The 22,377-nt window shown below is 60.2% G+C and carries 24 protein-coding genes; 12 read left to right on the plus strand and 12 right to left on the minus strand.

Annotated elements, in window-relative coordinates; translation table 11 throughout:
* The first annotated feature begins 28 nt into the window (after positions 1-28).
* Complete coding sequence (locus KW838_RS16710; RefSeq protein ID WP_102699477.1) at positions 29-595, plus strand: NAD(P)H nitroreductase; 567 nt, start codon at positions 29-31, stop codon at positions 593-595.
* 136 nt (positions 596-731) lie between these two features.
* On the opposite strand, the gene KW838_RS16715 is transcribed toward KW838_RS16710, so the two are convergent.
* From KW838_RS16715 to KW838_RS16740, 6 genes are all read right to left on the minus strand, one after another.
* The gene (locus tag KW838_RS16715) at positions 732-2,075 is read right to left on the minus strand and encodes a HAMP domain-containing sensor histidine kinase (RefSeq protein WP_218501824.1); all 1,344 of its coding nucleotides are present in this window, start codon (positions 2,073-2,075) and stop codon (positions 732-734) included.
* Positions 2,076-2,262: 187 nt separating this feature from the next.
* A complete protein-coding gene (locus tag KW838_RS16720) occupies positions 2,263-2,712 on the minus strand; it encodes a Spy/CpxP family protein refolding chaperone (RefSeq protein ID WP_218501825.1) in 450 nt (149 codons plus the stop codon).
* Between the two features lie 243 nt (positions 2,713-2,955).
* Positions 2,956-3,633 carry a response regulator transcription factor gene (locus tag KW838_RS16725; protein WP_007975295.1) on the minus strand — a complete coding sequence of 226 codons (678 nt, stop codon included), beginning with the start codon at positions 3,631-3,633 and terminating at the stop codon, positions 2,956-2,958.
* Between the two features lie 7 nt (positions 3,634-3,640).
* On the minus strand, positions 3,641-4,054 hold the full coding sequence (locus KW838_RS16730) for a translation initiation factor 2 (protein WP_102699474.1): 414 nt from the start codon (positions 4,052-4,054) through the stop codon (positions 3,641-3,643).
* 111 nt (positions 4,055-4,165) lie between these two features.
* Positions 4,166-4,465: a YciI family protein gene (locus KW838_RS16735; RefSeq protein ID WP_102699473.1), complete on the minus strand. Its 300-nt coding sequence runs from the start codon at positions 4,463-4,465 to the stop codon at positions 4,166-4,168.
* Position 4,466: 1 nt separating this feature from the next.
* Entirely contained in the window at positions 4,467-5,063 is a 597-nt protein-coding gene (locus KW838_RS16740) for a septation protein A (RefSeq protein WP_102699472.1), read from the minus strand.
* 87 nt (positions 5,064-5,150) lie between these two features.
* On the opposite strand from KW838_RS16740, the gene KW838_RS16745 reads away from it, so the two are divergent.
* The 7 genes from KW838_RS16745 (at position 5,151) to arfB (ending at position 12,880) form a co-directional block, all read left to right on the plus strand.
* A complete protein-coding gene (locus KW838_RS16745) occupies positions 5,151-6,014 on the plus strand; it encodes a PHP domain-containing protein (RefSeq protein ID WP_218501826.1) in 864 nt (287 codons plus the stop codon).
* A 13-nt stretch (positions 6,015-6,027) separates the two neighbouring features.
* Positions 6,028-6,657 carry an L-threonylcarbamoyladenylate synthase gene (locus KW838_RS16750; protein WP_033047950.1) on the plus strand — a complete coding sequence of 210 codons (630 nt, stop codon included), beginning with the start codon at positions 6,028-6,030 and terminating at the stop codon, positions 6,655-6,657.
* 60 nt (positions 6,658-6,717) lie between these two features.
* Positions 6,718-7,476, plus strand: coding sequence for a ScpA family protein (locus KW838_RS16755; protein WP_173862173.1), 759 nt, complete (start codon positions 6,718-6,720; stop codon positions 7,474-7,476).
* Between the two features lie 11 nt (positions 7,477-7,487).
* Positions 7,488-8,438 (plus strand): SMC-Scp complex subunit ScpB, encoded by a 951-nt coding sequence (gene scpB, locus KW838_RS16760; RefSeq protein ID WP_218501829.1) that lies wholly within the window; start codon positions 7,488-7,490, stop codon positions 8,436-8,438.
* A gap of 294 nt (positions 8,439-8,732) precedes the next feature.
* Positions 8,733-9,953, plus strand: coding sequence for a 23S rRNA pseudouridine(2605) synthase RluB (gene rluB / locus KW838_RS16765; protein WP_218501831.1), 1,221 nt, complete (start codon positions 8,733-8,735; stop codon positions 9,951-9,953).
* Between the two features lie 871 nt (positions 9,954-10,824).
* Entirely contained in the window at positions 10,825-12,237 is a 1,413-nt protein-coding gene (locus KW838_RS16770; protein WP_102699469.1) for an amino acid permease, read from the plus strand.
* A 229-nt stretch (positions 12,238-12,466) separates the two neighbouring features.
* Positions 12,467-12,880, plus strand: a complete 414-nt coding sequence (gene arfB, locus KW838_RS16775) for an alternative ribosome rescue aminoacyl-tRNA hydrolase ArfB (protein ID WP_003222786.1) — start codon at positions 12,467-12,469, stop codon at positions 12,878-12,880.
* Here arfB and KW838_RS16780 read toward each other — a convergent pair.
* The 6 genes from KW838_RS16780 to phhA all read right to left on the minus strand — a co-directional run bounded on the left by KW838_RS16780 (position 12,877) and on the right by phhA (position 17,285).
* A complete protein-coding gene (locus tag KW838_RS16780) occupies positions 12,877-14,076 on the minus strand; it encodes an MFS transporter (protein WP_007975306.1) in 1,200 nt (399 codons plus the stop codon). The two genes, arfB and KW838_RS16780, sit on opposite strands and share 4 nt — an antisense overlap.
* 100 nt (positions 14,077-14,176) lie before the next feature.
* Positions 14,177-14,374 (minus strand): hypothetical protein, encoded by a 198-nt coding sequence (locus tag KW838_RS16785; protein WP_102699463.1) that lies wholly within the window; start codon positions 14,372-14,374, stop codon positions 14,177-14,179.
* Between the two features lie 74 nt (positions 14,375-14,448).
* Positions 14,449-14,580, minus strand: coding sequence for a hypothetical protein (locus tag KW838_RS29540; RefSeq protein ID WP_015096286.1), 132 nt, complete (start codon positions 14,578-14,580; stop codon positions 14,449-14,451).
* Positions 14,581-14,844: 264 nt separating this feature from the next.
* A complete protein-coding gene (locus KW838_RS16790; RefSeq protein ID WP_218501833.1) occupies positions 14,845-16,038 on the minus strand; it encodes an amino acid aminotransferase in 1,194 nt (397 codons plus the stop codon).
* Positions 16,038-16,394 (minus strand): 4a-hydroxytetrahydrobiopterin dehydratase, encoded by a 357-nt coding sequence (locus KW838_RS16795; protein ID WP_007975310.1) that lies wholly within the window; start codon positions 16,392-16,394, stop codon positions 16,038-16,040. Before KW838_RS16795 ends, KW838_RS16790 begins: the two co-directional genes overlap by 1 nt.
* A gap of 105 nt (positions 16,395-16,499) precedes the next feature.
* Positions 16,500-17,285, minus strand: a complete 786-nt coding sequence (phhA, locus tag KW838_RS16800; RefSeq protein ID WP_008001807.1) for a phenylalanine 4-monooxygenase — start codon at positions 17,283-17,285, stop codon at positions 16,500-16,502.
* A 402-nt stretch (positions 17,286-17,687) separates the two neighbouring features.
* Here phhA and KW838_RS16805 point away from each other — a divergent pair, with 402 nt between their 5' ends.
* The 4 genes from KW838_RS16805 to napA all read left to right on the plus strand — a co-directional run bounded on the left by KW838_RS16805 (position 17,688) and on the right by napA (position 22,370).
* A complete protein-coding gene (locus tag KW838_RS16805) occupies positions 17,688-19,247 on the plus strand; it encodes a sigma-54-dependent transcriptional regulator (RefSeq protein ID WP_095945466.1) in 1,560 nt (519 codons plus the stop codon).
* Positions 19,248-19,403: 156 nt separating this feature from the next.
* Positions 19,404-19,571 carry a periplasmic nitrate reductase, NapE protein gene (locus KW838_RS16810; RefSeq protein WP_218475398.1) on the plus strand — a complete coding sequence of 56 codons (168 nt, stop codon included), beginning with the start codon at positions 19,404-19,406 and terminating at the stop codon, positions 19,569-19,571.
* Positions 19,572-19,608: 37 nt separating this feature from the next.
* Entirely contained in the window at positions 19,609-19,875 is a 267-nt protein-coding gene (locus KW838_RS16815) for a chaperone NapD (RefSeq protein ID WP_095058996.1), read from the plus strand.
* The gene (napA, locus tag KW838_RS16820) at positions 19,866-22,370 is read left to right on the plus strand and encodes a nitrate reductase catalytic subunit NapA (protein WP_218475396.1); all 2,505 of its coding nucleotides are present in this window, start codon (positions 19,866-19,868) and stop codon (positions 22,368-22,370) included. The genes KW838_RS16815 and napA overlap by 10 nt, the downstream gene beginning before the upstream one ends.
* Positions 22,371-22,377: the final 7 nt, after the last annotated feature.

Raw genomic sequence — 22,377 nt, forward strand, 5'->3', positions numbered from 1 at the left:
GCCGCACAAATTTTTCAGGAGGTGGCCGATGCAGGCTCTCGACGCTTTGCTCAACCGTGTTTCCGTTCCGCGACTGATTGACCCTGCACCCACTGCCGAGCAGCGCGAGGTGCTGTTCGGCGCCGCCATGCGCGCCCCGGATCACGGTCACTTGCAGCCTTGGCGCTTCCTGACGGTGGAAGGTGCGGCACGTGAGCAAATGGGCGAGCTGCTGGTCGAAGCGGCGAAATTGCAGGACGGCGAAGTCAGCGAAGCGGCCATCGACAAGGCGCGCAATAATCCGCTGCGGGCGCCGTTGGTGGTGGTGGTGATTGCGCGGTTGCAGGATCACGTCAAGTATCCGAAGTCCGAGCAGTTGCTGGCGGCGGGCTGTGCGGCCCACGGGATCTTGCTGGCGGCCTATGCGCAGGGCATTGGCGCGGTGTGGCGTACCGGTGACCTGGCGTACTCGCCGCATGTGGCCAAGGGTTTGGGCCTGGCGGAGGGGGAAGAGGTGATTGCTTTCCTGTACCTGGGCACACCGCAGAAAGAACCGCGGGTGGCCGAGAAGGTCGACCTGGCCGAATTCGTCAGCGAATGGTCCGGGAAGGTCTGACACCGCAGGCCCTGTGGGAGCGAGCTTGCTCGCGATAGCGGCAGTACATTTAACATTGAAGTGACTGAAAAACCGCCATCGCGAGCAAGCTCGCTCCCACAGTAGATCTGTGTCATTCAGAATTGGGGGGACAGCCTCAGGGCTGTACGACAGCCCCCGGTACCAACGGCAATTCCAGGCTGGCAATGAACCCGCCTTCAGGGTGATTGGCCAGTACCAGGCAGCCGCCATGGCGCTCCGCCGCTCGCCGGGCGATCGCCAGGCCCAGGCCGTGTCCGGCCGCGGTCTGCCCCGGTGCCCGATAGAACGGCTCACCGAGCTGGCTCAAATATTCGGCACTGACCCCCGGTCCATGATCGCGCACGGTCACGACGATCCGCTCACCTTGGCGCAGCGCCTGCATTTCGATCGGCAGGCCACCCACCGGATTGAAACGCTGGGCGTTGCGCAGCAAGTTGTCCACGGCCCGTTCGATCATGGTCGGCCAGCCCTTCAGATTCAGTTGCGACTCAGCTTCGAGGTGTACGAGCTGTTCGGGTGAAGCGAGTTGAGCATCCTTCTGCAAGGTATTGAGCAAGGCATTCAGATCCACCTCTTCGGCACTGGCGTTATCGGAGTCGACCCGCGCCAGCACCAGGATTTCGCTGATCAGCGCTTCCAGTCGGTCGCACTCCCGGGTCAGGCGCGGCCATAGCTGTTCCCGTTCCTGTGGGCCGGCCCGTTCGGCGAGCGCCAGCGCGATACGCAGACGGGCCAGAGGCGAGCGCAGTTCGTGGGAGACATCGCGCAGCAGTTGCCGCTGGCTGCCAATCAAACTTTGCAGGCGCGCACCCATGCGGTTGAAGTCATTGGCCAGGACGCCAAACTCATCGCGACGGTTGGCCAGCTTGACCAGGCTGTTCTGTTGATACGTGGTTTGTCCCAGGTCATGCACCGCTCCGCGCAGACGGCTGAGCGGGCGAGTGATGGAAAAGGTCACCAGCAGGCTGAACAGGGTCAGCACCACCAAGGCGATTCCCAGGGCACTGAGCGGCCAGAGCAGGCTCTCGCGGTGCCAGGCGTCCAGTTCCGGGTGTGGAATGCGATAGATGAACAGGAAGGTGTCACCGGTTTTTTCGCTGGTGAACTCATCGGTCAGACGCCGCCATGGCAGGCGTCGGTCATCATTGTTCTGGCGCGCCTCAAAGGCCGCCGCACGTCTGGGGAAGGTGCCGCGTACCACCGGATCGCCACTCTCGTTGAGCACCTGAACGTCGATGTGATACTGGCGTTTGCGCTGCTGGAGAATGTCCTGGGCGGCGTCTTCGCCCTGACTTTCGTAAGTCTGCGTCCACTGTTCGGGCAGCGTGTTGAGGCCCGGGTGGCGGCTGAGAATCCAGGCGTCCTGGTTGAGCATGTGCCCGAGCAGGATGGAAAGCCCTGCAACCAGAGCGATGGCCAGCCAGAAGCTGGCCAGGATACGCCAGAACAATGAACGCACGGAAAATCCTCAAACAAGCACAGAATCCCATGTAGGAGCGAGCCTGCTCGCGAAAAACGCATAGACAACACGGGCTGCCTGATGCCGCGCGTTATCGTTGACGTCCATCGCGAGCAGGCTCGCTCCTACAGTAGATCAAAAGCATCAGACCCAACGGTGTTCAGCCGTCGGGTCCGGGGTTAACGCATTATTGCGTCTTTTGCGGCTGTTGCGCTTTCCAGGCCTTGAACTCGGCCCACTCGGCGCGACGTTCGGCCTGTTTTTTCTGGATCTCGTCGAATTTCTTCTGTTGATCCGGTTTCAGCACCGCACGCACGTCGGCTTCGGCTTTCTGGCGCTTGGCGGTCATTTCGTCTTTCATGGCTTTCTGGTCGGCTGGCGAGAGTTTCTCCAGGTATTTATCGACCAGTTGCTTACGCTCGTGCATCTGCTCGCCCATGATCTTGCGGATCTGCTCGCGCTGTTCGCGGCTCAGGTCCAGTTCACTGTACGGGCCTTTGCCGTGCATGCCGTGCATCTGACCGCCGTGGCGCGAACCGTCCATCGACCCACCCATGGGGCCTGCGCCTTCAGGCATGGCCATGGCCACGGTCGGCAGGGCAGCAGCGAACATCAGAGCGATAAGAGTCTTGCGCATGGTGAATCTCCTTGTCTCGTTCCCGGTACGTTCCGGATGAGTACAGATTACGCAGATCAAGGTCAGCGGCGGTCAGCGAAGGGTAAAGCTTGGGTAAAGACGATTTCCCGCCGACCTGACAAAACGCCCGATTCCCCTGTAGGAGCTGCCGCAGGCTGCGATCTTTTGATCTTGATCTTAAAAAGCAAGATCAAAAGATCGCAGCCTGCGGCAGCTCCTACAGGGACCGTATGTCGTCAGGGGTCAGAGGCTGTAGTAGTAGCCGCGGCTGCGCAGGGCCACGATGCGCGGACGGCCATCGGGGTGTGGGCCGATCTTCTTGCGCAGGTTGCTGACGTGCATGTCCAGGCTGCGGTCGTACAGGGTCAGCTTGCGGCCGAGGGCAATCTGCGCCAGTTCCTGTTTGTCCAGGGGTTCGCCAGGCTGCTTGAGCAGGGCTTCCAGCAGGCGGCTTTCGGAAACGGTGAGGGTGAACTCCTGCTCGTCGATGCTGACCACGCCGCGCACCGGGCTGAAACACAGGTCGCCCAGTTCCAGCTGGCTGGACACCGCTGCCGGGTGGCTGCGGCGCAGGACGGCGCGCAGGCGGGCGGTCAGTTCCCGTGGATCGCAGGGTTTGGCCAGGTAATCGTCGGCGCCCAGTTCCAGGCCAAGGATACGGTCCAGGGGCTCGCCCCGGGCCGAGAGCATCAGCACCGGCAAATCCGGGTGATCGCTGCGCAACTGCTTGAGCAGCTCCAGGCCGCTGCCATCGGGCAACATCACATCCAGTACCACGGCCGCCGGAGCGGTTTCGGCCAGCGCACGGCGAGCGCTCTGGCCGTCGTGACAGGCTCGTACCTGAAACCCTTCCTGGCTCAGCCAACTGCTCAGGAGCTCACACAGCTCCTGGTCATCATCAATCAGTAACAGCTCGCTCATGACTCACTCAATTTAGCCATTGTCGACGTTTTCGACTTGCTCCACTGGCGAAGATACCGCAGAGCAGCGCCAATAGCGCTACCCCGGCGCCAATGACAAACCATTGTTGCTGGTCGGTCAGCAAACGCGGCAGCGGACTGCTGGCCTGGGCTTCCTTGAGTTGCAGCTTCAAGCGCTGATTCTCCTGGCGCAACCGGGCCAGCAGCGGGCTTTCGCGTTCGCCATCGACAGTTTGCAATTGCTTGTTCAGTTCTTCCCGTTGCCGTTCGCTTTCTTTCAAGCGTTGCTGCAGCTCGGTGATCTGGCTGCCGGCACTCAAGGAAAGCGGCGTCGAGTTTCCACCCTCGGCGTATTCTTCACCGTGGGCGGGCGCCACGATCGACAACGTGACCAACATCAGACACAACGGACCCTTGCGCATCGCGACTCCTGATTCCAATACGAGTATTGGGCAAGTTGTCGGCCGATAAACAGGAATAATGAGCGATTGAGAACGCGATGAACCGACAAGGTTCACCGCGTGGGGGAATTGTTACGGCAGGACTTGCTTGAACGGTTTGACCAGAACGTTGGCGTAGACGCCTGCGGCGATGTACGGATCGGCGTCGGCCCAGGCCTGGGCGGCGCCCAGGGAATCGAACTCGGCGACGATCAGGCTGCCGGTGAAACCCGCCGCGCCCGGATCATTGCTGTCGACCGCCGGGTGCGGGCCGGCCAATACGATGCGACCTTCGCCCTTGAGCGCTTGCAGGCGCTCGAGGTGCGCAGGCCGTGCGGCCAGGCGGGCTTCCAGGGAGTTGGCGACGTCTGTGGCAATGATTGCGTAAAGCATGTCAGTCCTCGGTTTTTGGCGTAGTGGTGTCGGCATCGTGCAGGTGGCGGGACAGGTAAATGCCCTGGCCGACCAGGAACAGCAAAGTCATGCCCAGGCTGCCGAAGACCTTGAAGTCGACCCAGTAGCTCTGGAAGGTGAACGCGACAAACAGGTTGGCGGCACCGCAAAACAGGAAGAAGGCGATCCAGGCGATGTTCAGGCGTGTCCAGACCGGTTCCGGCAAGGTCAGCGCGTGGCCCATGATGCGTTTGATCAGCAGGCTGTCACCGACGAAGTGGCTGCCGATGAACGCCAGGGCGAACAGCCAGTTGACCACCGGGGCTTTCCACTTGAGGAACGTCTCGCTGTGGAAGGCCAGGGTCAGGCTGCCGAAGACCAGGCAGGCGATCAGGGTCAGCCATTGGCTCTTCTCCAGCTTGCGCTGCTTGATGAACAACGTGCCGTAGACCACCAGGGAACTGACGATCAGCATCGCGGTGGCGCTGTAAATACCGCCTACAGTGAGCTCATGGCCGGCGATGTCGACGACCCGTGGATCGATTTTGAAGACGATGAAAAACAGCAGGAGCGGGATGAAATCGATGAATTGTTTCACAGTGGCAGCCAGAAGCAGGATGTGGCGGCATAATAACAAACATATGGGCGCGCGATAGCGCCAGCTGATTTGAGGTTACAAAGCCCTGTGAATGTTGATTTGCACTGCCATAGCACGGCCTCCGATGGCGCCCTGGCGCCTGCGGTTCTGGTGGCGCGGGCGTTCGAGAAAGGCGTGCGAGTCCTGGCCTTGACCGATCACGACACCCTTGAGGGCCTCGACGAGGCCCTGCACGCGGCTACCGCGTTAGGGATGCAACTGGTCAATGGCGTCGAATTGTCCTGCACCTGGGGCGGCGCGACCATTCATGTGCTGGGCTACGGTTTTGACGTGAACGCCGCGCCGTTGGTCGAGGCCATCGCCAGATTGCATGATGGCCGCTGGCTACGCTCCGAGGAAATCAGCCGCAAACTGGCGCTCAAAGGCATGCCGGGGGCGCTGGATGGCGCCCGGGAGATCCAGCAGGCGCTGGGCGACAGCGGAAACGCGCCGGCCCGCCCGCATTTCGCCGACTGGATGGTGCGAGAAGGTTTCGTCAAGGATCGCGCCGAGGCGTTCCGCAAATGGCTGGGTGCCGGCAAGCTGGGCGACGTCAAGCAACACTGGCCGACCCTGGAAGAAACCGTCGAAACCCTGCGTGCGGCCAAGGCCTGGGTCAGCCTGGCACACCCCTGGCACTACGAATTCACTCGAAGCAAGCGACGTCGCCTGATTGCCGACTATATTCAAGCAGGGGGCCACGCCATCGAAGTGGTCAATGGTTACCAGCCTGCCGAACAAGTGGGCAGCCTGGCCATTCTGGCCCGCGAGTTCGGTCTGCTGGTCAGCGCCGGCAGTGATTTTCATGGCCCCGGAGGCTGGTCGGAGATCGGTGAATACCGGCCACTCCCGGAGGATCTGCCACCGCTATGGTGTCGATTCAAACATGACCCAGTTATTGCCGCCGTCTGAACAGGTAGAGAATGTGAGTCAATTTTTCCAGATTCATCCGGAAAACCCGCAAGCGCGCCTGATCAAACAGGCCGTCGAGATCATCCGCAAGGGCGGGGTGGTGATTTATCCCACAGACTCTTCCTACGCCATTGGTTGCCAGATCGGCGACAAGGTGGCTGTGGAGCGCGTGCGACGTTTGCGCGGGCTGGATGAAAAGCACAATTTCGCGCTGATTTGCTGTGACCTGTCGCAACTGGGCCTGTTCGCCAAGATCGACACCGGCACTTTCCGCTTGCTCAAGGCCCACTTGCCGGGGCCGTACACCTTCATTCTCAACGCCACCCGCGAAGTGCCGCGACTGTTGCTGCACCCGAAAAAACGCACCATTGGCCTGCGGGTGCCAAGCCATCCGATTGCCCTGGCGCTGCTGGAACAGCTCGGCGAACCGTTGATGAGCGTGAGTCTGATCATGCCCGGTGAAACCGACCCGATGTATGACCCCCATGAAATGCGCCAGTTGCTCGAACACCAGGTCGACCTGATCATCGATGGCGGCTTTGGCGGGATCAAGGCGTCCACCGTGATCAACCTCGCCGACGGCGAACCGGAAGTCATCCGCGTCGGTTGCGGCGACCCTGCGCCGTTCATGGTCGAGGCCTAGATGTCCGCAGTAGAACCCGTCGACAGTCAGGCCGGAGCCCAGCAGGAACTGCCCTTCGCCATGGTCTATGGCCAGGCGGTCATGGAAATGCCGCTGGACCTGTACATCCCGCCGGATGCCCTCGAGGTCTTCCTCGAGGCCTTCGAAGGCCCCCTCGACCTGCTGCTGTACCTGATCCGCAAACAGAACATCAATATCCTCGACATCCCGGTGGCGGAAATCACCCGCCAGTACATGGGCTACGTCGAGTTGATGCAGTCGGTGCGCCTGGAACTGGCCGCCGAGTACCTGGTGATGGCCGCGATGCTGGCCGAGATCAAGTCGCGGATGCTGCTGCCGCGGGCCGAAACCGTCGAAGACGAAGAGGACGACCCGCGCGCCGAACTGATCCGCCGCTTGCAGGAATACGAGCGTTTCAAGGCCGCCGCCGAAGGCATCGATGGCCTGAGCCGCGTCGGTCGCGACGTGGTGGTGCCCAAGCTCGACGCCCCGGAAGCCCGGGCACGCAAGTTGTTGCCGGACGTGCGCCTGTCCGAGTTGCTGTTGTCCATGGCCGAAGTGTTGCGCCGTGGCGACATGTTCGAAAGCCATCAGGTCAGCCGCGAGGCGCTGTCTACCCGCGAGCGCATGAGCGATGTGCTGGAGCGCCTCAAGGGCGGCGGTTTCGTGCCGTTTGTCGAGCTGTTCACCGCTGAAGAAGGGCGCCTTGGCGTGGTGGTGACCTTTATGGCGATCCTTGAACTGGTCAAGGAATCCCTGGTCGAGCTGGTGCAGAATGAGCCATTTGCCGCGATCCACGTGCGAGCCCGAGCCGAATAACGAGTCGAAACATGAACCTGACTGAACCCCGTGACCTGGCACCCTTGCTTGAAGCCTTTCTGTTGGCCTCGGGAAAGCCGCAATCCCTGGAAAGCCTGTTCGAGCTCTTCGAGGAGGGCGAGCGCCCGGAGCCACCGGTCTTCAAGAAGGCCCTGACGATTCTCGCCAAGTCTTGCGATGGCCGCGCGTTTGAACTCAAGGAGGTGGCCTCGGGGTATCGCCTGCAAATTCGCGAGAAATTTGCGCCGTGGGTCGGGCGTCTGTGGGAGGAGCGCCCGCAGCGCTATTCGCGCGCCATGCTCGAAACCATGGCCCTGATCGCCTATCGCCAGCCGATCACCCGCGGCGAAATCGAAGACGTGCGGGGCGTGGCGGTCAACAGCAACATCGTCAAGACTTTGATGGAGCGTGAGTGGATCCGCATCGTCGGCTACCGCGACGTACCCGGCAAACCGGCGATGTTCGCCACCACCAAGGCGTTTCTCGATCACTTCAACCTGAAAAACCTCGACGACTTGCCACCGCTGGCGGAACTGCGCGAGCTGGAACCGGACCCGGTGCTCGATTTCGACGACGCCCCCGTACCCGCCGGGTTGCAAGAGTTGGCCGACGCCAGCGCGGAACCGGAAGAGCCGAAGGAAGAAACCAGTTTCCACACGCTGTTGCTGGAGCTGGACAGCATGGAGGAGGGGATCAAGACCGACTTCGATGACCTGTTGCGTGATGGCGCGGTGACTGAGTTTGATTCGGAACAGCCCGACATCGAGCCTGAGCCTGAGCCGGAAATGGAACCGGAGCAGGAAGACGATATCCTCGGCGTGGCCGAAGCCCGGGAAAAACTCCTGGCCGCCGTTGCCGCCCTCGAACCACCGAAACCCGAGCCCGAACTGTCCGACGAAGAGGCTGAAGCCCTCGCCCTGGCTCAAGCTATCGAAGCAGAACGCCGCCAGTTCGAGGACTGATGCGAGTCTCATGAGCAATGGAGATTCACTGTGGGAGCGAGCTTGCTCGCGATGGCGGCAGGTCAGTCGCTTCGATGTCGGATATGCCTCCGTCATCGCGAGCAAGCTCGCTCCCACAGGGGGGATGTGTTCGCAAGCAAGTTGCGTGTCACCGGTCAGCGGAAAAACCAATAACCTTGCCTTGATCAGCTAGTCTCTGATGCGCAATCGTCCGCATGCGCGTATGATTCGCGACCCTTCGGCGATCCCTTCGCCAAAGTACCCAGATTTCAGACCACACCGGGAGGTGCCCAGATGAGTATCAAAGACCAGCAAGACGACCAGCCGATCGGCCCAGCAGGCGAAAAACTGCAAAAAGTCCTCGCCCGTATCGGCGTTGGCTCGCGCCGTGACGTGGAAGCCTGGATCAGCCACGGCCGCATCAAGGTCAACGGCAAAGACGCCACCCTTGGCCAGCGCGTCGACATGCACGACGCCATCACCATCGATGGCAAGGTGATCAAGCGTGAAGAGGCCGCCGAATCGGTGCGCCGCGTGATCATGTACAACAAACCCGACGGCGAAATCTGCACCCGTGTCGATCCGGAAGGCCGTCCGACCGTGTTTGACAAGATGCCGCGTCCGAAAGAAGGTCGCTGGATCAACATCGGTCGTCTGGACATCAACACCACCGGTCTGCTGATGTTCACCACCGACGGTGAGCTGGCCAACCGCCTGATGCACCCTTCCTACGAAATGGACCGTGAATACGCGGTACGTGTGCGTGGCGAAGTCGATGACGAGATGATCGAGCGTCTGAAGGCGGGTGTTGTCCTTGAAGATGGCCCGGCCAAGTTCACCGATATCAAGCAGGCGCCAGGCGGCGAAGGTTTCAACCACTGGTACCACTGCGTGGTGATGGAAGGTCGTAACCGCGAAGTTCGTCGCCTGTGGGAATCCCAGGGCCTGGTGGTCAGCCGTCTGAAGCGCGTGCGTTTCGGTCCGGTGTTCCTCAACTCCGACCTGCCGATGGGCCGCTGGCGCGAAATGAGCCAGTACGAAGTCGACATTCTGAGTGCCGAGGTCGGCCTGACGCCGGTCGCGATGCCGCAGATGAACGCCAAGAGCAAAGACAAGCTTGACCGTATGCAGCGCAAGTCGTCGCGTCCGATGGCCAAGACCGAGCGTGTGCGTACCCTGCGTCCAGCCGCTGGGGGGGCTGCTGCTCCTGTTGCTCCACGTGCCAGCCGCGAGCCGCAGATCGAAGGCGAGCGTCCAGGGCGCAAGCCTGCTGCGCGCCAGGACGGCGAACGCGGTCCACGCACGCCACGTCCGGCCAATGGCCGTGCCGAGCGTGGCGAAGGTCGTGGTACGCCGGTAGCCGATCGCCCGGCCGACACCAAGCGCCCGGCCAAGCCGGCGCCGAAGCGTCCGGGGATCAAGCTGGTCGACGGTGACACGCCATCGGGCAAGCGCCGTGGCGCACCGGCCGGTTCCGGCCAGCGTCCGGGCTTTGGTCGTCGCAAGCCGGAGTGAGGCAGCGGTAAGCTTCAAGCTGCAAGCGACAAGTAAAAAACGCCAACCTTCGGGTTGGCGTTTTTTTTTCGTCTGGATTCATGTCCGTATCGTTTTTGAGGACGCCATCGCGAGCAAGCTCGCTCCCACATTTTGATCGCGATTCTCCGAGCAAACTCATTTCCCTGTGGGAGCGAGCTTGCTCGCGATGGCGTCAGTCGCCGCACTGAGCACTCCAATCTGGAAACCCGGGTTTACGCGCTGTAAAGAAATGCTGACGAAATACACGGATTAACCCCGTGAAATCGCCATTTCTCGAATGTCGTAAGAAAATACTTACGCGCTATTGCCTTGTGTCCTTCTCCCCGCGCTCTGGCCCGCTTGTTTCACCGCTCCATGCAGGGTGTCATGCGCGCCATGCCTGTCGTGCAGGTGCATAACAAAAAGGAGGCGCAATGAACGCCGTATTCCATCTCCATCTCTCTGCGAGAGGCGGTTTTCCTGCCTTTCCCGTCGATGATCCGCAAGGATCTGACCCATTTTTTGCAGCCGCCCGGGCCTCCCGGGGCGGACACAGGCAATCCCGGCCATAGACACGCTTGTCCAGCGGGTCTGGCAGCAGGGGGTTACAGGTGTACAATGCGCCGCGTTTTACCTGTGACCTCCTGCGCATCTGCGCAACCCTCAAGGCTATCCGCCTTGTTCACTCCGCCGCGTCACGAGCGTGTCGGGTTCGATTTCGTCACAGATAAAAACAAACAGGTGACGCATGACCGTTGTAAATACGCTGAACTCCTGGTGCCTGCGCTGGGGTTTGATCGGTGCCGCTTAACGCCTTTCTTGAGCAGCAACGTCTACTGAACATCATCAAACCTTGCGTGAGACCCTTTTCATGAGTGGACAAAACCCGCAATCAGGCGAGCTGAAACGCGGCCTGAAAAATCGCCACATTCAATTGATTGCCTTAGGTGGCGCGATCGGTACCGGTCTGTTCCTCGGCTCGGCCGGGGTACTCAAGTCCGCCGGCCCGTCGATGATCCTCGGCTACGCCATCTGCGGCTTCATTGCTTTCATGATCATGCGCCAACTGGGCGAAATGATCGTCGAAGATCCGGTAGCCGGCTCCTTCAGCCACTTCGCCCACAAGTACTGGGGCGGCTTTGCCGGTTTCCTGTCGGGCTGGAACTGCTGGATTCTGTACATCCTGGTGGGCATGTCGGAGCTGACCGCGGTCGGCAAGTACATCCACTACTGGGCGCCGGACATCCCGACCTGGGTCTCCGCAGCGGGCTTCTTCGTGCTGATCAACCTCATCAACCTGGCCAACGTCAAAGTGTTTGGCGAGGCCGAGTTCTGGTTCGCGATCATCAAGGTCGTGGCGATCGTCGGCATGATTGCCCTGGGCAGCTACCTGCTGGTCAGCGGCAATGGCGGCCCGCAAGCGGCGGTGAGCAACCTGTGGTCCCACGGTGGCTTCTTCCCGAACGGTGTCAGCGGTCTGGTGATGGCCATGGCGTTCATCATGTTTTCCTTCGGTGGTCTGGAAATGCTCGGTTTCACCGCCGCCGAAGCCGACAAGCCGAAAACCGTGATCCCGAAAGCGATCAACCAGGTGATCTACCGGATCCTGATTTTCTACATCGGTGCCTTGGTAATCCTGCTGTCGTTGACCCCGTGGGACAGCTTGCTGGCCACCCTGAACGCCTCCGGTGATTCCTACAGCGGCAGCCCGTTCGTGCAAGTGTTCTCGATGCTGGGCAGCAACACCGCGGCGCACATCCTCAACTTCGTGGTCCTGACTGCGGCGTTGTCGGTGTACAACAGCGGCACCTACTGCAACAGCCGCATGCTGCTGGGCATGGCCGAGCAGGGCGATGCGCCGAAAGGCCTGGCGAAGATCGACAAGCGCGGCGTGCCGGTGCGTTCGATCCTGGCCTCGGCCGCCGTGACCCTGATCGCGGTGCTGCTGAACTACCTGATCCCGCACAGCGCGCTGGAACTGCTGATGTCGCTGGTTGTTGCCACCCTGGTAATCAACTGGGCGATGATCAGTTACTCGCACTTCAAGTTCCGCCAGCACATGAACAAGACCAAGCAGACGCCGCTGTTCAAGGCCCTGTGGTACCCGTACGGCAACTACATCTGCCTGGCGTTCGTGTTGTTCATTCTCGGCGTGATGCTGTTGATTCCGGGGATCCAGACATCGGTCTACGCAATTCCGGTATGGCTCGTGTTCATGTGGGTCTGCTACGGCATCAAGAACAAGCGCAGTGCACAACATGCGTTGCAGGCGGCAGTGAAGTAACTCCGCGCGAAAACAACAAACCCGGCCACGCGCCGGGTTTTTTGTGGATATCGAATTCATGGCAGGACATTAAACCCTGTGGGAGCGAGCTTGCTCGCGATGAGGCCGTGTCAGTCGACATCATCGTTGCCTGACACACTGCTATCGCGAGCAAGCTCGCTCCCACAGGGATCGCGTTTGTCCGACCCTTTCGCGGTATCCTGCACCCTCTGAATACGGACGCTTTTCCATGCTGGTGATTTCCAACAATGTGCATCTGCCGGATGCCGAGATCGAGTTGACGGCCATTCGCGCCCAGGGCGCGGGCGGGCAGAACGTCAACAAGGTCTCCAGTGCCGTGCACCTGCGCTTCGACATTCCGGCGTCGTCCTTGCCCGAGTTCTACAAGGAGCGCCTGCTGGCGCTGCGCGACAGCCGCATCACCAGCGACGGTGTGTTGATCATCAAGGCCCAGCAATATCGGACGCAGGAAGCCAACCGTGCCGACGCGCTGGAGCGACTGACCGAGCTGATCCTCAGCGCCACCAAAGTCGAAAAGAAGCGCCGCCCGACCAAGCCGACCCTCGGCTCAAAGAAGCGCCGCCTCGAATCCAAGACCAAGCGCGGCAGCATCAAGGCCGGGCGCGGCAAGGTCGACTTCTAGCGGGCGTCCCGCGCCTCGCGTTGCTTCGGTGCCTGCCGGTACAAGTAAAGGCTCAGTATCAATCCGCTCAACGCGGCGAGGGCGGCAAACAGGAAGATTGAAGCGAAACCGAACCCGGCCGCAATGGCCCCGGCCAGTGGCCCGGTGATCCCCAGCGATAAATCGATGAACAGCGAATAAGCGCCAACGGCTGCGCCACGACTTGAGGCGGGCACCAGGTTGACCGCCTCCACGCCGAGCGCCGGAAACACCAGCGAAAAGCCGAAGCCGCTCAGTGCCGCGCCGGCCAATGCCCAATGCGCATCAGGTGCCAGCCACAGCAATAGCAAGCCCAGGGTTTCCACCGACAGGCAGGCAATGGCGACGCGAAAGCCGCCGAGACGGTTGATCAGGTTGCCGAACAGCAGGCGCGCGCCGATGAAGCTGGCGCCGAACAGGCTCAGGCACAGCACTGCGTTGTCCCAGTGTTGCGTGGCGTAATACAGGGTGATGAAGGTGGCGATGGTGCCAAAGCCGATGGAGCCCAGGGCCAGGCCACAGCCGTGGGGGAAGACACGCCCGAGCACATGCATGAACGGCAGGCGCTCACCGGCAACGATCGGCGCGGCGGTTTTCGGCCAGGCCAGCAGCAGGCCGAGCACGGCCAGCAGCACAATGCTCACGCCCATGCTCCACAAACCCAGTTGATGGACGATCAACACACCCAAGGGCGCACCGACGGCCAGTGCGCCGTAGCTGGCGATACCGTTCCAGGAGATGACCTTGGCCGTGTTCGCCGCGCCGACCCGGCCGATACCCCAGCCAATCGAACCCGAGCCCACCAGGCTTTCCGCGCTGCCGAGAACCAGACGGCCGATCAACAGGCTGATCAGGCTCAAGGTCGGCAGGCTCTGGGTCCAGGCCGAGATCAACATGAACACGCCGCTCAGGCCGCAACCGGCCAGGCCATACATCACCGCCAGTTTGCTGCCCTTGTTGTCGATGATCTTCCCGGCATAGGGGCGGCTGAGCAGGGTGGCCAGGTATTGCACGCTGATCACCAGGCCCGCGACCACCGCGCCGAAGCCCAGGTCGCTGTGGACGTAACCGGGCAATACGGCCAGGGGAATGCCGATGTTCAGGTAGCCGATGAAGGTGAAAAGGACGATGGAAACGACTTGCAGCGTGACCGCCAGGGGGCGCTGGTTTTCAGGCATGGGGAAAGGGTCCACGGTAAAGCAGGATAGATAGGCTGCTTATGATAGCGGTGTGGACGGTCGTTGGTTGTGAAAAAGTAAAACTATTTGCCGGGCGGCGTCATTCAGCTTTGACGGGAGCAACCAGTTGCGTAGTGACCAGGGCCGCCAGCGCATTTTCCTGGGTGCCGAAACGGGCGAGCAAGGCGGCTTGTTTTTCGGGGGAGAGGCGATTCCAGATCTCGATCATTTTTTCGGCGGTGCCAATCAGGACGCTGGCCTGCTTTTCATCAAAGGTTTCGCTGAGTTCATCGGTCATGGTGCGGGCTCGCGTTTCAGGCAGTGTGGAAAGCGCATGTTAGCGCTTTCCACACGGTCTGTACGGCGGGTGTTTCAGTCTTCGCTGTCAGCCTGGCGGCGGTCAGTGGCTTCTTTCGGCTCGGGCTGTTGGGCACCGGCTTGTTGCGTGGTCGTCTGCTCAGGTACGTGCAGGCTTGGGAAGGGGAGATTAGGAATCTCGTGCATGGTTGCGCTCCTCGCTAAGTCTGTTGATAGATCTGGTAGATCCGCGCTTTGAAAAAGCCTGGGCAGGATACAGCACTGAAAATGACAAACGGACTTTTATATCCATTTGTTTCGACGGATGGGGTTGTCTAGACATGACTGGAAGAGCGACACAAAACAAATGTGGGAGCGAGCTTGCTCGCGATAGCGGCCTGACAGTCAACAGAGATGTTGAATGTTATGGCCTCATCGCGAGCAAGCTCGCTCCCACAGGGTTTGGTGGTGTTATTTGCAGACTGCGGCAATCGCCTCGGCCAGCAGATCCAGGCGCGTGGCATCGATGCCTGCGACGTTGGCGCGGCCGGAGTTGACCATGTAGACGCTGTGATGCTCGCGCAGTTGCTTGACCTGATCCGGCGTCAAACCGGTGTAGGAAAACATCCCGCGTTGCACGCCAATGTGCGCAAAGTGCTCGCGCAAACCGTGAGGCTCCAGTGCTTCCACCAGACCGCTGCGCAGTTGGGCGATACGCAGGCGCATCCCTTCCACCTCATCAGCCCAGAGGTTTTTCAACTCCGGGTCGCCGAGGATGGTCGCGACCACAGCCGCACCGTGATCTGGCGGCGTCGACCACAGGTTGCGGGCGATGTTGGCCAGCTGGCTGCGGATATCGGTGAGCTTGTCGGCGCTTTTCGCGCAGACAATCAGCGCGCCGGTGCGGTCGCGGTAGAGGCCGAAATTCTTCGAGCAAGAGCTGGTGATCAGCAGTTCCGGCAACTCGGCGGCGAACAGCCGGGTCGACCAGGCATCCTGCTCCAGGCCATCGCCGAATCCTTGATACGCAAAGTCGATCAGTGGCAGCAATTCGCGCTTGCGTACTACCTCCAGCACCCTCTGCCAGTCGTCGTGGGACAGATCGAAACCGGTCGGGTTGTGGCAGCAGGCGTGCAGCAACACCACGTCACCCTTGGGCGCTTCGTTGAGCACTGCCAGCATGCCGTCGACGTCCAGACGGTTGTCGCTGCCGACGTAGGGGTAATGGCTGACCTTGACCTTGGCGGCCGCGAAAATGCTTTCGTGGATCGGCCAGGTCGGGTTGCTCAACCAGACGCCGCGCCCCGGCAGGCACTGGGCGATGAAGTCCGCACTCAGGCGCAAGGCCCCGGTGCCGCCCGGAGTCTGGGTGGCGCCGGCGCGTTGTGCGCTGATCAGCTTCGAGTCGGCGCCTAGCACCAGCTCATTGATCGCCTTGCCGAACGCCGGTTCGCCGTGACCACCGATGTAGGTCTTGGTGGACTGGCCGTCCACCAGGCGCTGCTCGGCAAGTTTCACCGACTCGAGAATCGGCGTCAGGCCCTGGGCGTCCTTGTAGACACCCACGCCCAGATCGAACTTGCGCGGGTTCGGGTCCTGCGCGTAGGCCTCCATCAAGCCCAGAATCGGGTCGCCGGGCACTCGGCCGATGGCGTCGAAGTGCATTACTTGCGCCCCTCAGCATCCTTGGCTACTTCGTCAGTGCGCGCGGCCATGATGAAGTCGTTGCGGTGCAGGCCCTTGATCGAGTGGCTCCACCAGGTCACGGTCACTTTGCCCCACTCGGTCAGCAGGCCTGGGTGATGGCCTTCAGCCTCGGAGATCTCGCCGACGGCGTTGGTGAACGCCAGGGCGTGCTTGAAGTTCTTGAACAGGAAGACCTTTTCCAGCTGCATGATGCTGTCGCGTACTTCGATGTTCCAGTCCGGGATCTGCTTGATCAGGATCGGCAGTTCTTCGTCGCTGACTTGTGGGGCGTCGGCGCGGCAGGCTTCGCAATGGGCTTGGTTCAAAGTGGACATGGTGTGTTTCCTGTAATCGAGTGTTTTTATATCGGTCGACAGTGCCGTCACGCTAAACCAAAGCGACGGTGACTGACAGACTCACTTGTCAGCAAAAGTCGCGGTTCACGCGGCCTTTGGGGGAAATTTCGGCGTGTGCAGACCCATCTGCATCGCTTGCTTGACCATGCCCATGATGTCTTCGTGGGCCAGGTCGAACAGGCGCTTGAGGTTCGGCAGAACGAAATACAGGGGTTGCAGGATGTCGATGCGGTACGGCGTGCGCATGCATTCCAGCGGGTCGAAGGCTTGGTGTTCAGGCTCGTTCGACAGGCAGTAGACGGTCTCTTTCGGTGAGGACAGGATGCCGCCGCCGTAGATGCGCTGGCCTTGCGGGGTATCGACCAGGCCGAATTCGATGGTCATCCAGTACAGGCGCGCCAGGTACACGCGTTCTTCCTTGGACGCCTTGAGGCCGAGCTTGCCGTAGGTGTGGGTGAATTCAGCGAACCAGGGGTTGGTCAGCAGCGGGCAGTGACCGAAGATCTCGTGGAAAATGTCTGGCTCTTGCAGGTAGTCCAGTTCTTCACGGGTACGAATAAAAGTCGCCACCGGAAACTGTTTGCTGGCCAGCAATTCAAAAAAGGTCTGGAAGGGAATCAGTGCGGGAACCCGGGCAACCTGCCAGCCGGTGGTTTCACCGAGGACCTTGTTGATTTCGCCGAGTTGAGGAATGCGGTCGTGGGGCAGACCGAGTTTTTCGATACCGTCCAGGTACTCCTGGCACGCACGCCCTTCGATCACTTTCAGTTGGCGAGTGATCAGCGTGTTCCACACCGCGTGTTCTTCGGCGGGGTAGTCGATAAAACCTTGCGCATCGGGCTCGCGAGCCACGTATTGCGTCTGCTTCATACTGCTCTCCTGCTAGGGGATTTCGTTCTTGTTATGTACTGCTATGGACTTAGAAATACCCCAAGGTTTGCGGCATTGCAGCAGGTGATCGGCACATCGAGCAGGAAAAACTCTCAAGAATCGTAAAGTTTTCGTTACGTATTGGCTGCTGTCGCGCAGGTTGTGGGATTTGCAGGTTTGAAAAGCGCGCTGGCTGTCACATAATCTTGACGACTATCTGAGCGCCTTGGCAGAAAAATTCGTCCAGGGCGCTGCAATAACACTGTGGGAGCGAGCCTGCTCGCGAAGACGGCCTTCCAGTTGATAGATATGTCGACTGATACACCGCTTTCGCGAGCAGGCTCGCTCCCACAGGGTGCATTCCAGGCATCCACCACAATCACTGCTTTTCAGGCCTTTTTCATGCGTATCAAAGTCCACTGCCAGAACCGCATCGGCATCCTGCGCGACATTCTCAACCTGCTGGTGGAGTACGGGATCAACGTGGCCCGCGGCGAGGTGGGGGGTGAGCATGGCAACGCCATCTACCTGCATTGCCCGAACCTGATCAACATTCAGTTCCAGGCCTTGCGTCCGAAATTCGAAGCGATTGCCGGGGTCTTCGGCGTCAAGCGTGTAGGGCTGATGCCCAGCGAGCGTCGGCACATGGAACTCAATGCCCTGCTCGGTGCGCTGGAGTTTCCGGTGCTGTCGATCGACATGGGCGGTTCCATCGTCGCGGCCAACCGGGCAGCGGCGCAGTTGCTGGGTGTGCGGGTCGACGAGGTGCCGGGTATTCCCCTGTCGCGCTACGCCGAGGATTTCGATTTGCCGGAACTGGTGCGCGCCAACAAGTCGCGAATCAACGGGCTGCGGGTCAAGGTCAAGGGTGACGTGTTCCTGGCCGACATCGCGCCCTTGCAGTCGGAGCACGACGACAGCGAGGCCATGGCCGGTGCTGTGCTGACGCTGCACCGCGCCGACCGGGTGGGTGAGCGCATCTACAACGTGCGCAAGCAAGAACTGCGTGGCTTTGACAGCATCTTCCAGAGCTCGAAAGTGATGGCCGCGGTGGTGCGCGAAGCGCGGCGCATGGCGCCGCTGGATGCGCCGCTATTGATAGAAGGCGAAACCGGTACCGGCAAAGAGTTGCTGGCGCGGGCCTGCCACCTGGCCAGTCCGCGCGGGCAGTCGCCGTTGATGGCGCTCAATTGTGCCGGGCTGCCGGAGTCCATGGCCGAGACGGAATTGTTCGGTTATGGCCCCGGTGCCTTTGAAGGGGCACGGGCCGAAGGCAAGCTCGGGCTGCTGGAACTGACGGCGGGCGGTACGCTGTTTCTCGATGGCGTCGGGGAAATGAGCCCGCGCTTGCAGGTGAAATTGCTGCGCTTTTTGCAGGACGGCTGCTTCCGTCGTGTCGGCAGCGACGAGGAGGTTTACCTCGACGTGCGAGTGATCTGCGCGACCCAGGTCGACCTGTCCGAATTGTGCGCGCGCGGCGAGTTCCGCCAGGACCTCTATCACCGCTTGAATGTGTTGTCCCTGCACATCCCGCCGCTGCGCGAATGCCTCGACGGTTTGACGCCGCTGGTGGAGCACTTCCTCGATCAGGCCAGTCGGCAGATCGGATGCCCGTTGCCGAAACTCGCCCCGGCGGCCATGGAGCGGCTCAGCCACTACCACTGGCCGGGCAACGTCCGGCAACTGGAGAACGTGCTGTTCCAGGCGGTTTCCCTGTGCGACGGCGGCACGGTCAAGGCCGAGCATATTCGTTTGCCGGATTACGGCGTGCGTCAGCCATTGGGTGATTTTTCGCTCGAAGGCGGGCTGGATGAAATTGTCGGGCGCTTTGAAAAAGCGGTGCTGGAACGGCTTTATTCGGAACATGCCAGCAGCCGATTGCTCGGCAAGCGGCTGGGTGTCTCTCACACAACGATTGCCAACAAGTTGCGTGAATATGAAATAGGCAAACTTGAACGTTGAGGGCTTTTTGAAATAAAACTTTTTCTAAGTGTTAATGATTCTCCAGTGCTTATTGTTCCTGTTTAAAGCGCTAAATCCCCTGCCATTGATCTAAATCATGGAACCTGCCGAACAAGCCATCTAGGCTCTTCTCAACGTTTGGCAGGAGCGCTGACCATGCCGTCAGTGGATGATTCTACCCGGCGAGTTCGCAAAGAAACTCGCCTGTTCTATTTCCTGATCATTGTTCTGTTTCCACTGTTATCGGTGGCGATAGTCGGTGGTTACGGTTTTTTTGTCTGGTTTCTGCAAATGCTCCTCGGTCCGCCAGGCCCCCCCAACTGATCGACATCCATCTCTAACTCAGCAGGGAGTACGGGTCGTGGAAAAGACGCTGCACATTGCCAGTCTGGTGGTTCATGCCCGTCCTGCCTTGTTCGAGGCGGTCAAAGCCAACCTGCGTTTGCTTACGGGCGTTGAGCTTCATCAGGAAAGCCCCGCCGGCAAGTTAGTGGTTGTGCTGGAAACCGATCACGAAAGCCAGATTCTTCAGCGAATCGATCAGATCAATCGCTTGCCGGGCGTGCTCAATGCCGCTTTGGTTTATCACGAGATTCTCGATGTAACGGGAGAAAGCACATGCCTATGACTCGGCGAGAGTTTGTCAAAGCCCAGGCAGCCGGTATCGCGGCTGCGGCTGCGGGGCTCCCGGTGTTTACCTCGGCCAGCAACCTGATTACCGAACAGGACATGGTTTCCCTGAACTGGAACAAGGCGCCCTGTCGTTTTTGCGGTACCGGTTGCAGCGTCATGGTGGCGACCAAGGACAACAGGGTTGTTGCCACTCACGGCGATGTGAAAGCCGAGGTCAATCGCGGGTTGAACTGTGTCAAAGGCTACTTTTTATCCAAGATCATGTACGGCGTTGATCGCCTGACGCAGCCGCTGTTGCGCATGACCAACGGGCAATATGACAAACAAGGCGAGTTTCAACCGGTGTCCTGGAAACAGGCGTTCGATGTGATGGAGTTGAAGTACAAGGAAGCGCTGAAGAACAAGGGCGGGGAATCTGTCGCCATGTTCGGCTCCGGGCAGTGGACGATCTGGGAAGGGTACGCGGCCAACAAGTTGATGAAGGCAGGGTTCCGTTCGAACAACATCGACCCCAATGCGCGCCATTGCATGGCTTCGGCGGTCATGGGGTTCATGCGCACTTTTGGTATCGATGAGCCGATGGGCTGTTACGACGATATCGAAGTCACCGATGCATTCGTCTTGTGGGGTTCAAACATGGCGGAAATGCACCCGATTCTTTGGAGTCGGGTCACTGATCGCCGTTTAAGTCAGCCGAATGTGAAGGTGGCCGTACTTTCCACTTTTGAACATCGCAGTTTTGAACTGGCCGACATTCCGATGGTGTTCAAGCCGCAGACTGACTTGCTCATTCTCAACTACATCGCCAACCACATCATTGAAAGCGGTTCGGTCAACAAAGACTTCGTCAGCAAACACACCCGATTCGCCAAAGGCACCGATGACATCGGCTACGGTTTGCGTCCCGATAATCCGCTGGAGATGAAGGCCAAGAATGCCGACAAGGCAAACACCTGGACCGACATCGACTTCGAGCAATTCGCCGCTTTCGTCAAACCCTACACCCTGGAACGCACCGCAAAGGAAACCGGGGTGCCGGCCGAGCGCCTCAAGGCATTGGCTGAACTGTACGCCGACCCCAAGCGCAAGGTGGTTTCGTTCTGGACCATGGGCTTCAACCAGCACACCCGGGGTGTGTGGGCGAACAACCTGATCTACAACATCCACCTGCTGACCGGGAAAATCAGCGAGCCGGGCAACAGTCCTTTCTCCCTGACGGGCCAGCCTTCGGCCTGCGGCACGGCGCGAGAAGTGGGTACGTTCTCCCATCGCTTGCCGGCCGACCTGGTGGTGACCAATCCAGCGCACCGCGCCACGGCGGAAAAAATCTGGAAATTGCCAGCGGGCACCATCAAAGAAAAAGTCGGGTTCCACGCCGTGCAGCAGAGCCGCATGCTCAAGGATGGCGTGCTCAATGTGTATTGGACGATGGCCAGCAACAACATGCAGGCCGGGCCCAATATCATGCAGGAAGTGTTGCCGGGGTGGCGTAATCCCGAGAACTTCGTGGTGGTGTCGGATGTGTATCCCACCGTTTCGGCGCAGGCAGCGGATCTGATCTTGCCCACGGCCATGTGGGTCGAAAAAGAGGGGGCTTACGGCAATGCGGAGCGGCGTACGCAGTTCTGGCATCAATTGGTCTCGGCACCGGGTGACGCCAAGTCGGACCTCTGGCAATTAGTCGAATTTTCCAAGCGCTTTACAACCGACGAAGTCTGGCCGGCAGAACTATTGGAGAGTTCACCGCAGTACAAGGGCAAGACCCTGTATGAGGTGTTGTTCAAGAATGGCCAGGTCGATCAATTCCCCGCTGAGCAACTGGCTGAGGGCTATCAGAACGACGAGGCCCGGGATTTCGGTTTCTACCTGCAAAAAGGCCTGTTCGAAGAATATGCCCAGTTCGGCCGTGGACATGGTCATGACCTGGCGCCCTTTGATCGTTATCACTCCGAGCGTGGGTTGCGCTGGCCCGTCGTCGAAGGCAAGGAAACGCTGTGGCGCTTCCGCGAAGGTTACGACCCCTATGTCGAGAAGGGCAGTGGTGTGCAGTTCTACGGCTACCCCGACAAGAAAGCGATCATTTTCGCGCTGCCTTACGAGCCGCCTGCGGAAGCCCCGGACGCGGACTTTCCGTTCTGGTTGAGCACCGGACGGGTGCTTGAGCATTGGCACACAGGGACCATGACCCAGCGCGTCGAAGAACTCTATAAAGCAGTCCCCGATGCGTTGGTCTACATGCACCCGGCCGACGCCAAGGCCCTGAATGCCCGACGTGGCAGTGAAGTGAAGCTGATCAGTCGACGCGGCGAGATGCGTGCACGGATTGAAACCCGAGGGCGCAACAAGCCGCCTCAAGGCCTGGTGTTCGTGCCGTTTTTCGATGCCAACAGGCTGATCAATAAAGTCACGCTTGATGCGACGGACCCCATCTCCAAGCAGACCGATTACAAAAAATGCGCGATCAGGATTGAGTTGATCAAGACGGCATAAGGAGCGC

Source organism: Pseudomonas sp. PDM27, assembly GCF_019219205.1.
GTDB classification, from domain to species: Bacteria; Pseudomonadota; Gammaproteobacteria; order Pseudomonadales; family Pseudomonadaceae; genus Aquipseudomonas; species Aquipseudomonas laurylsulfatiphila.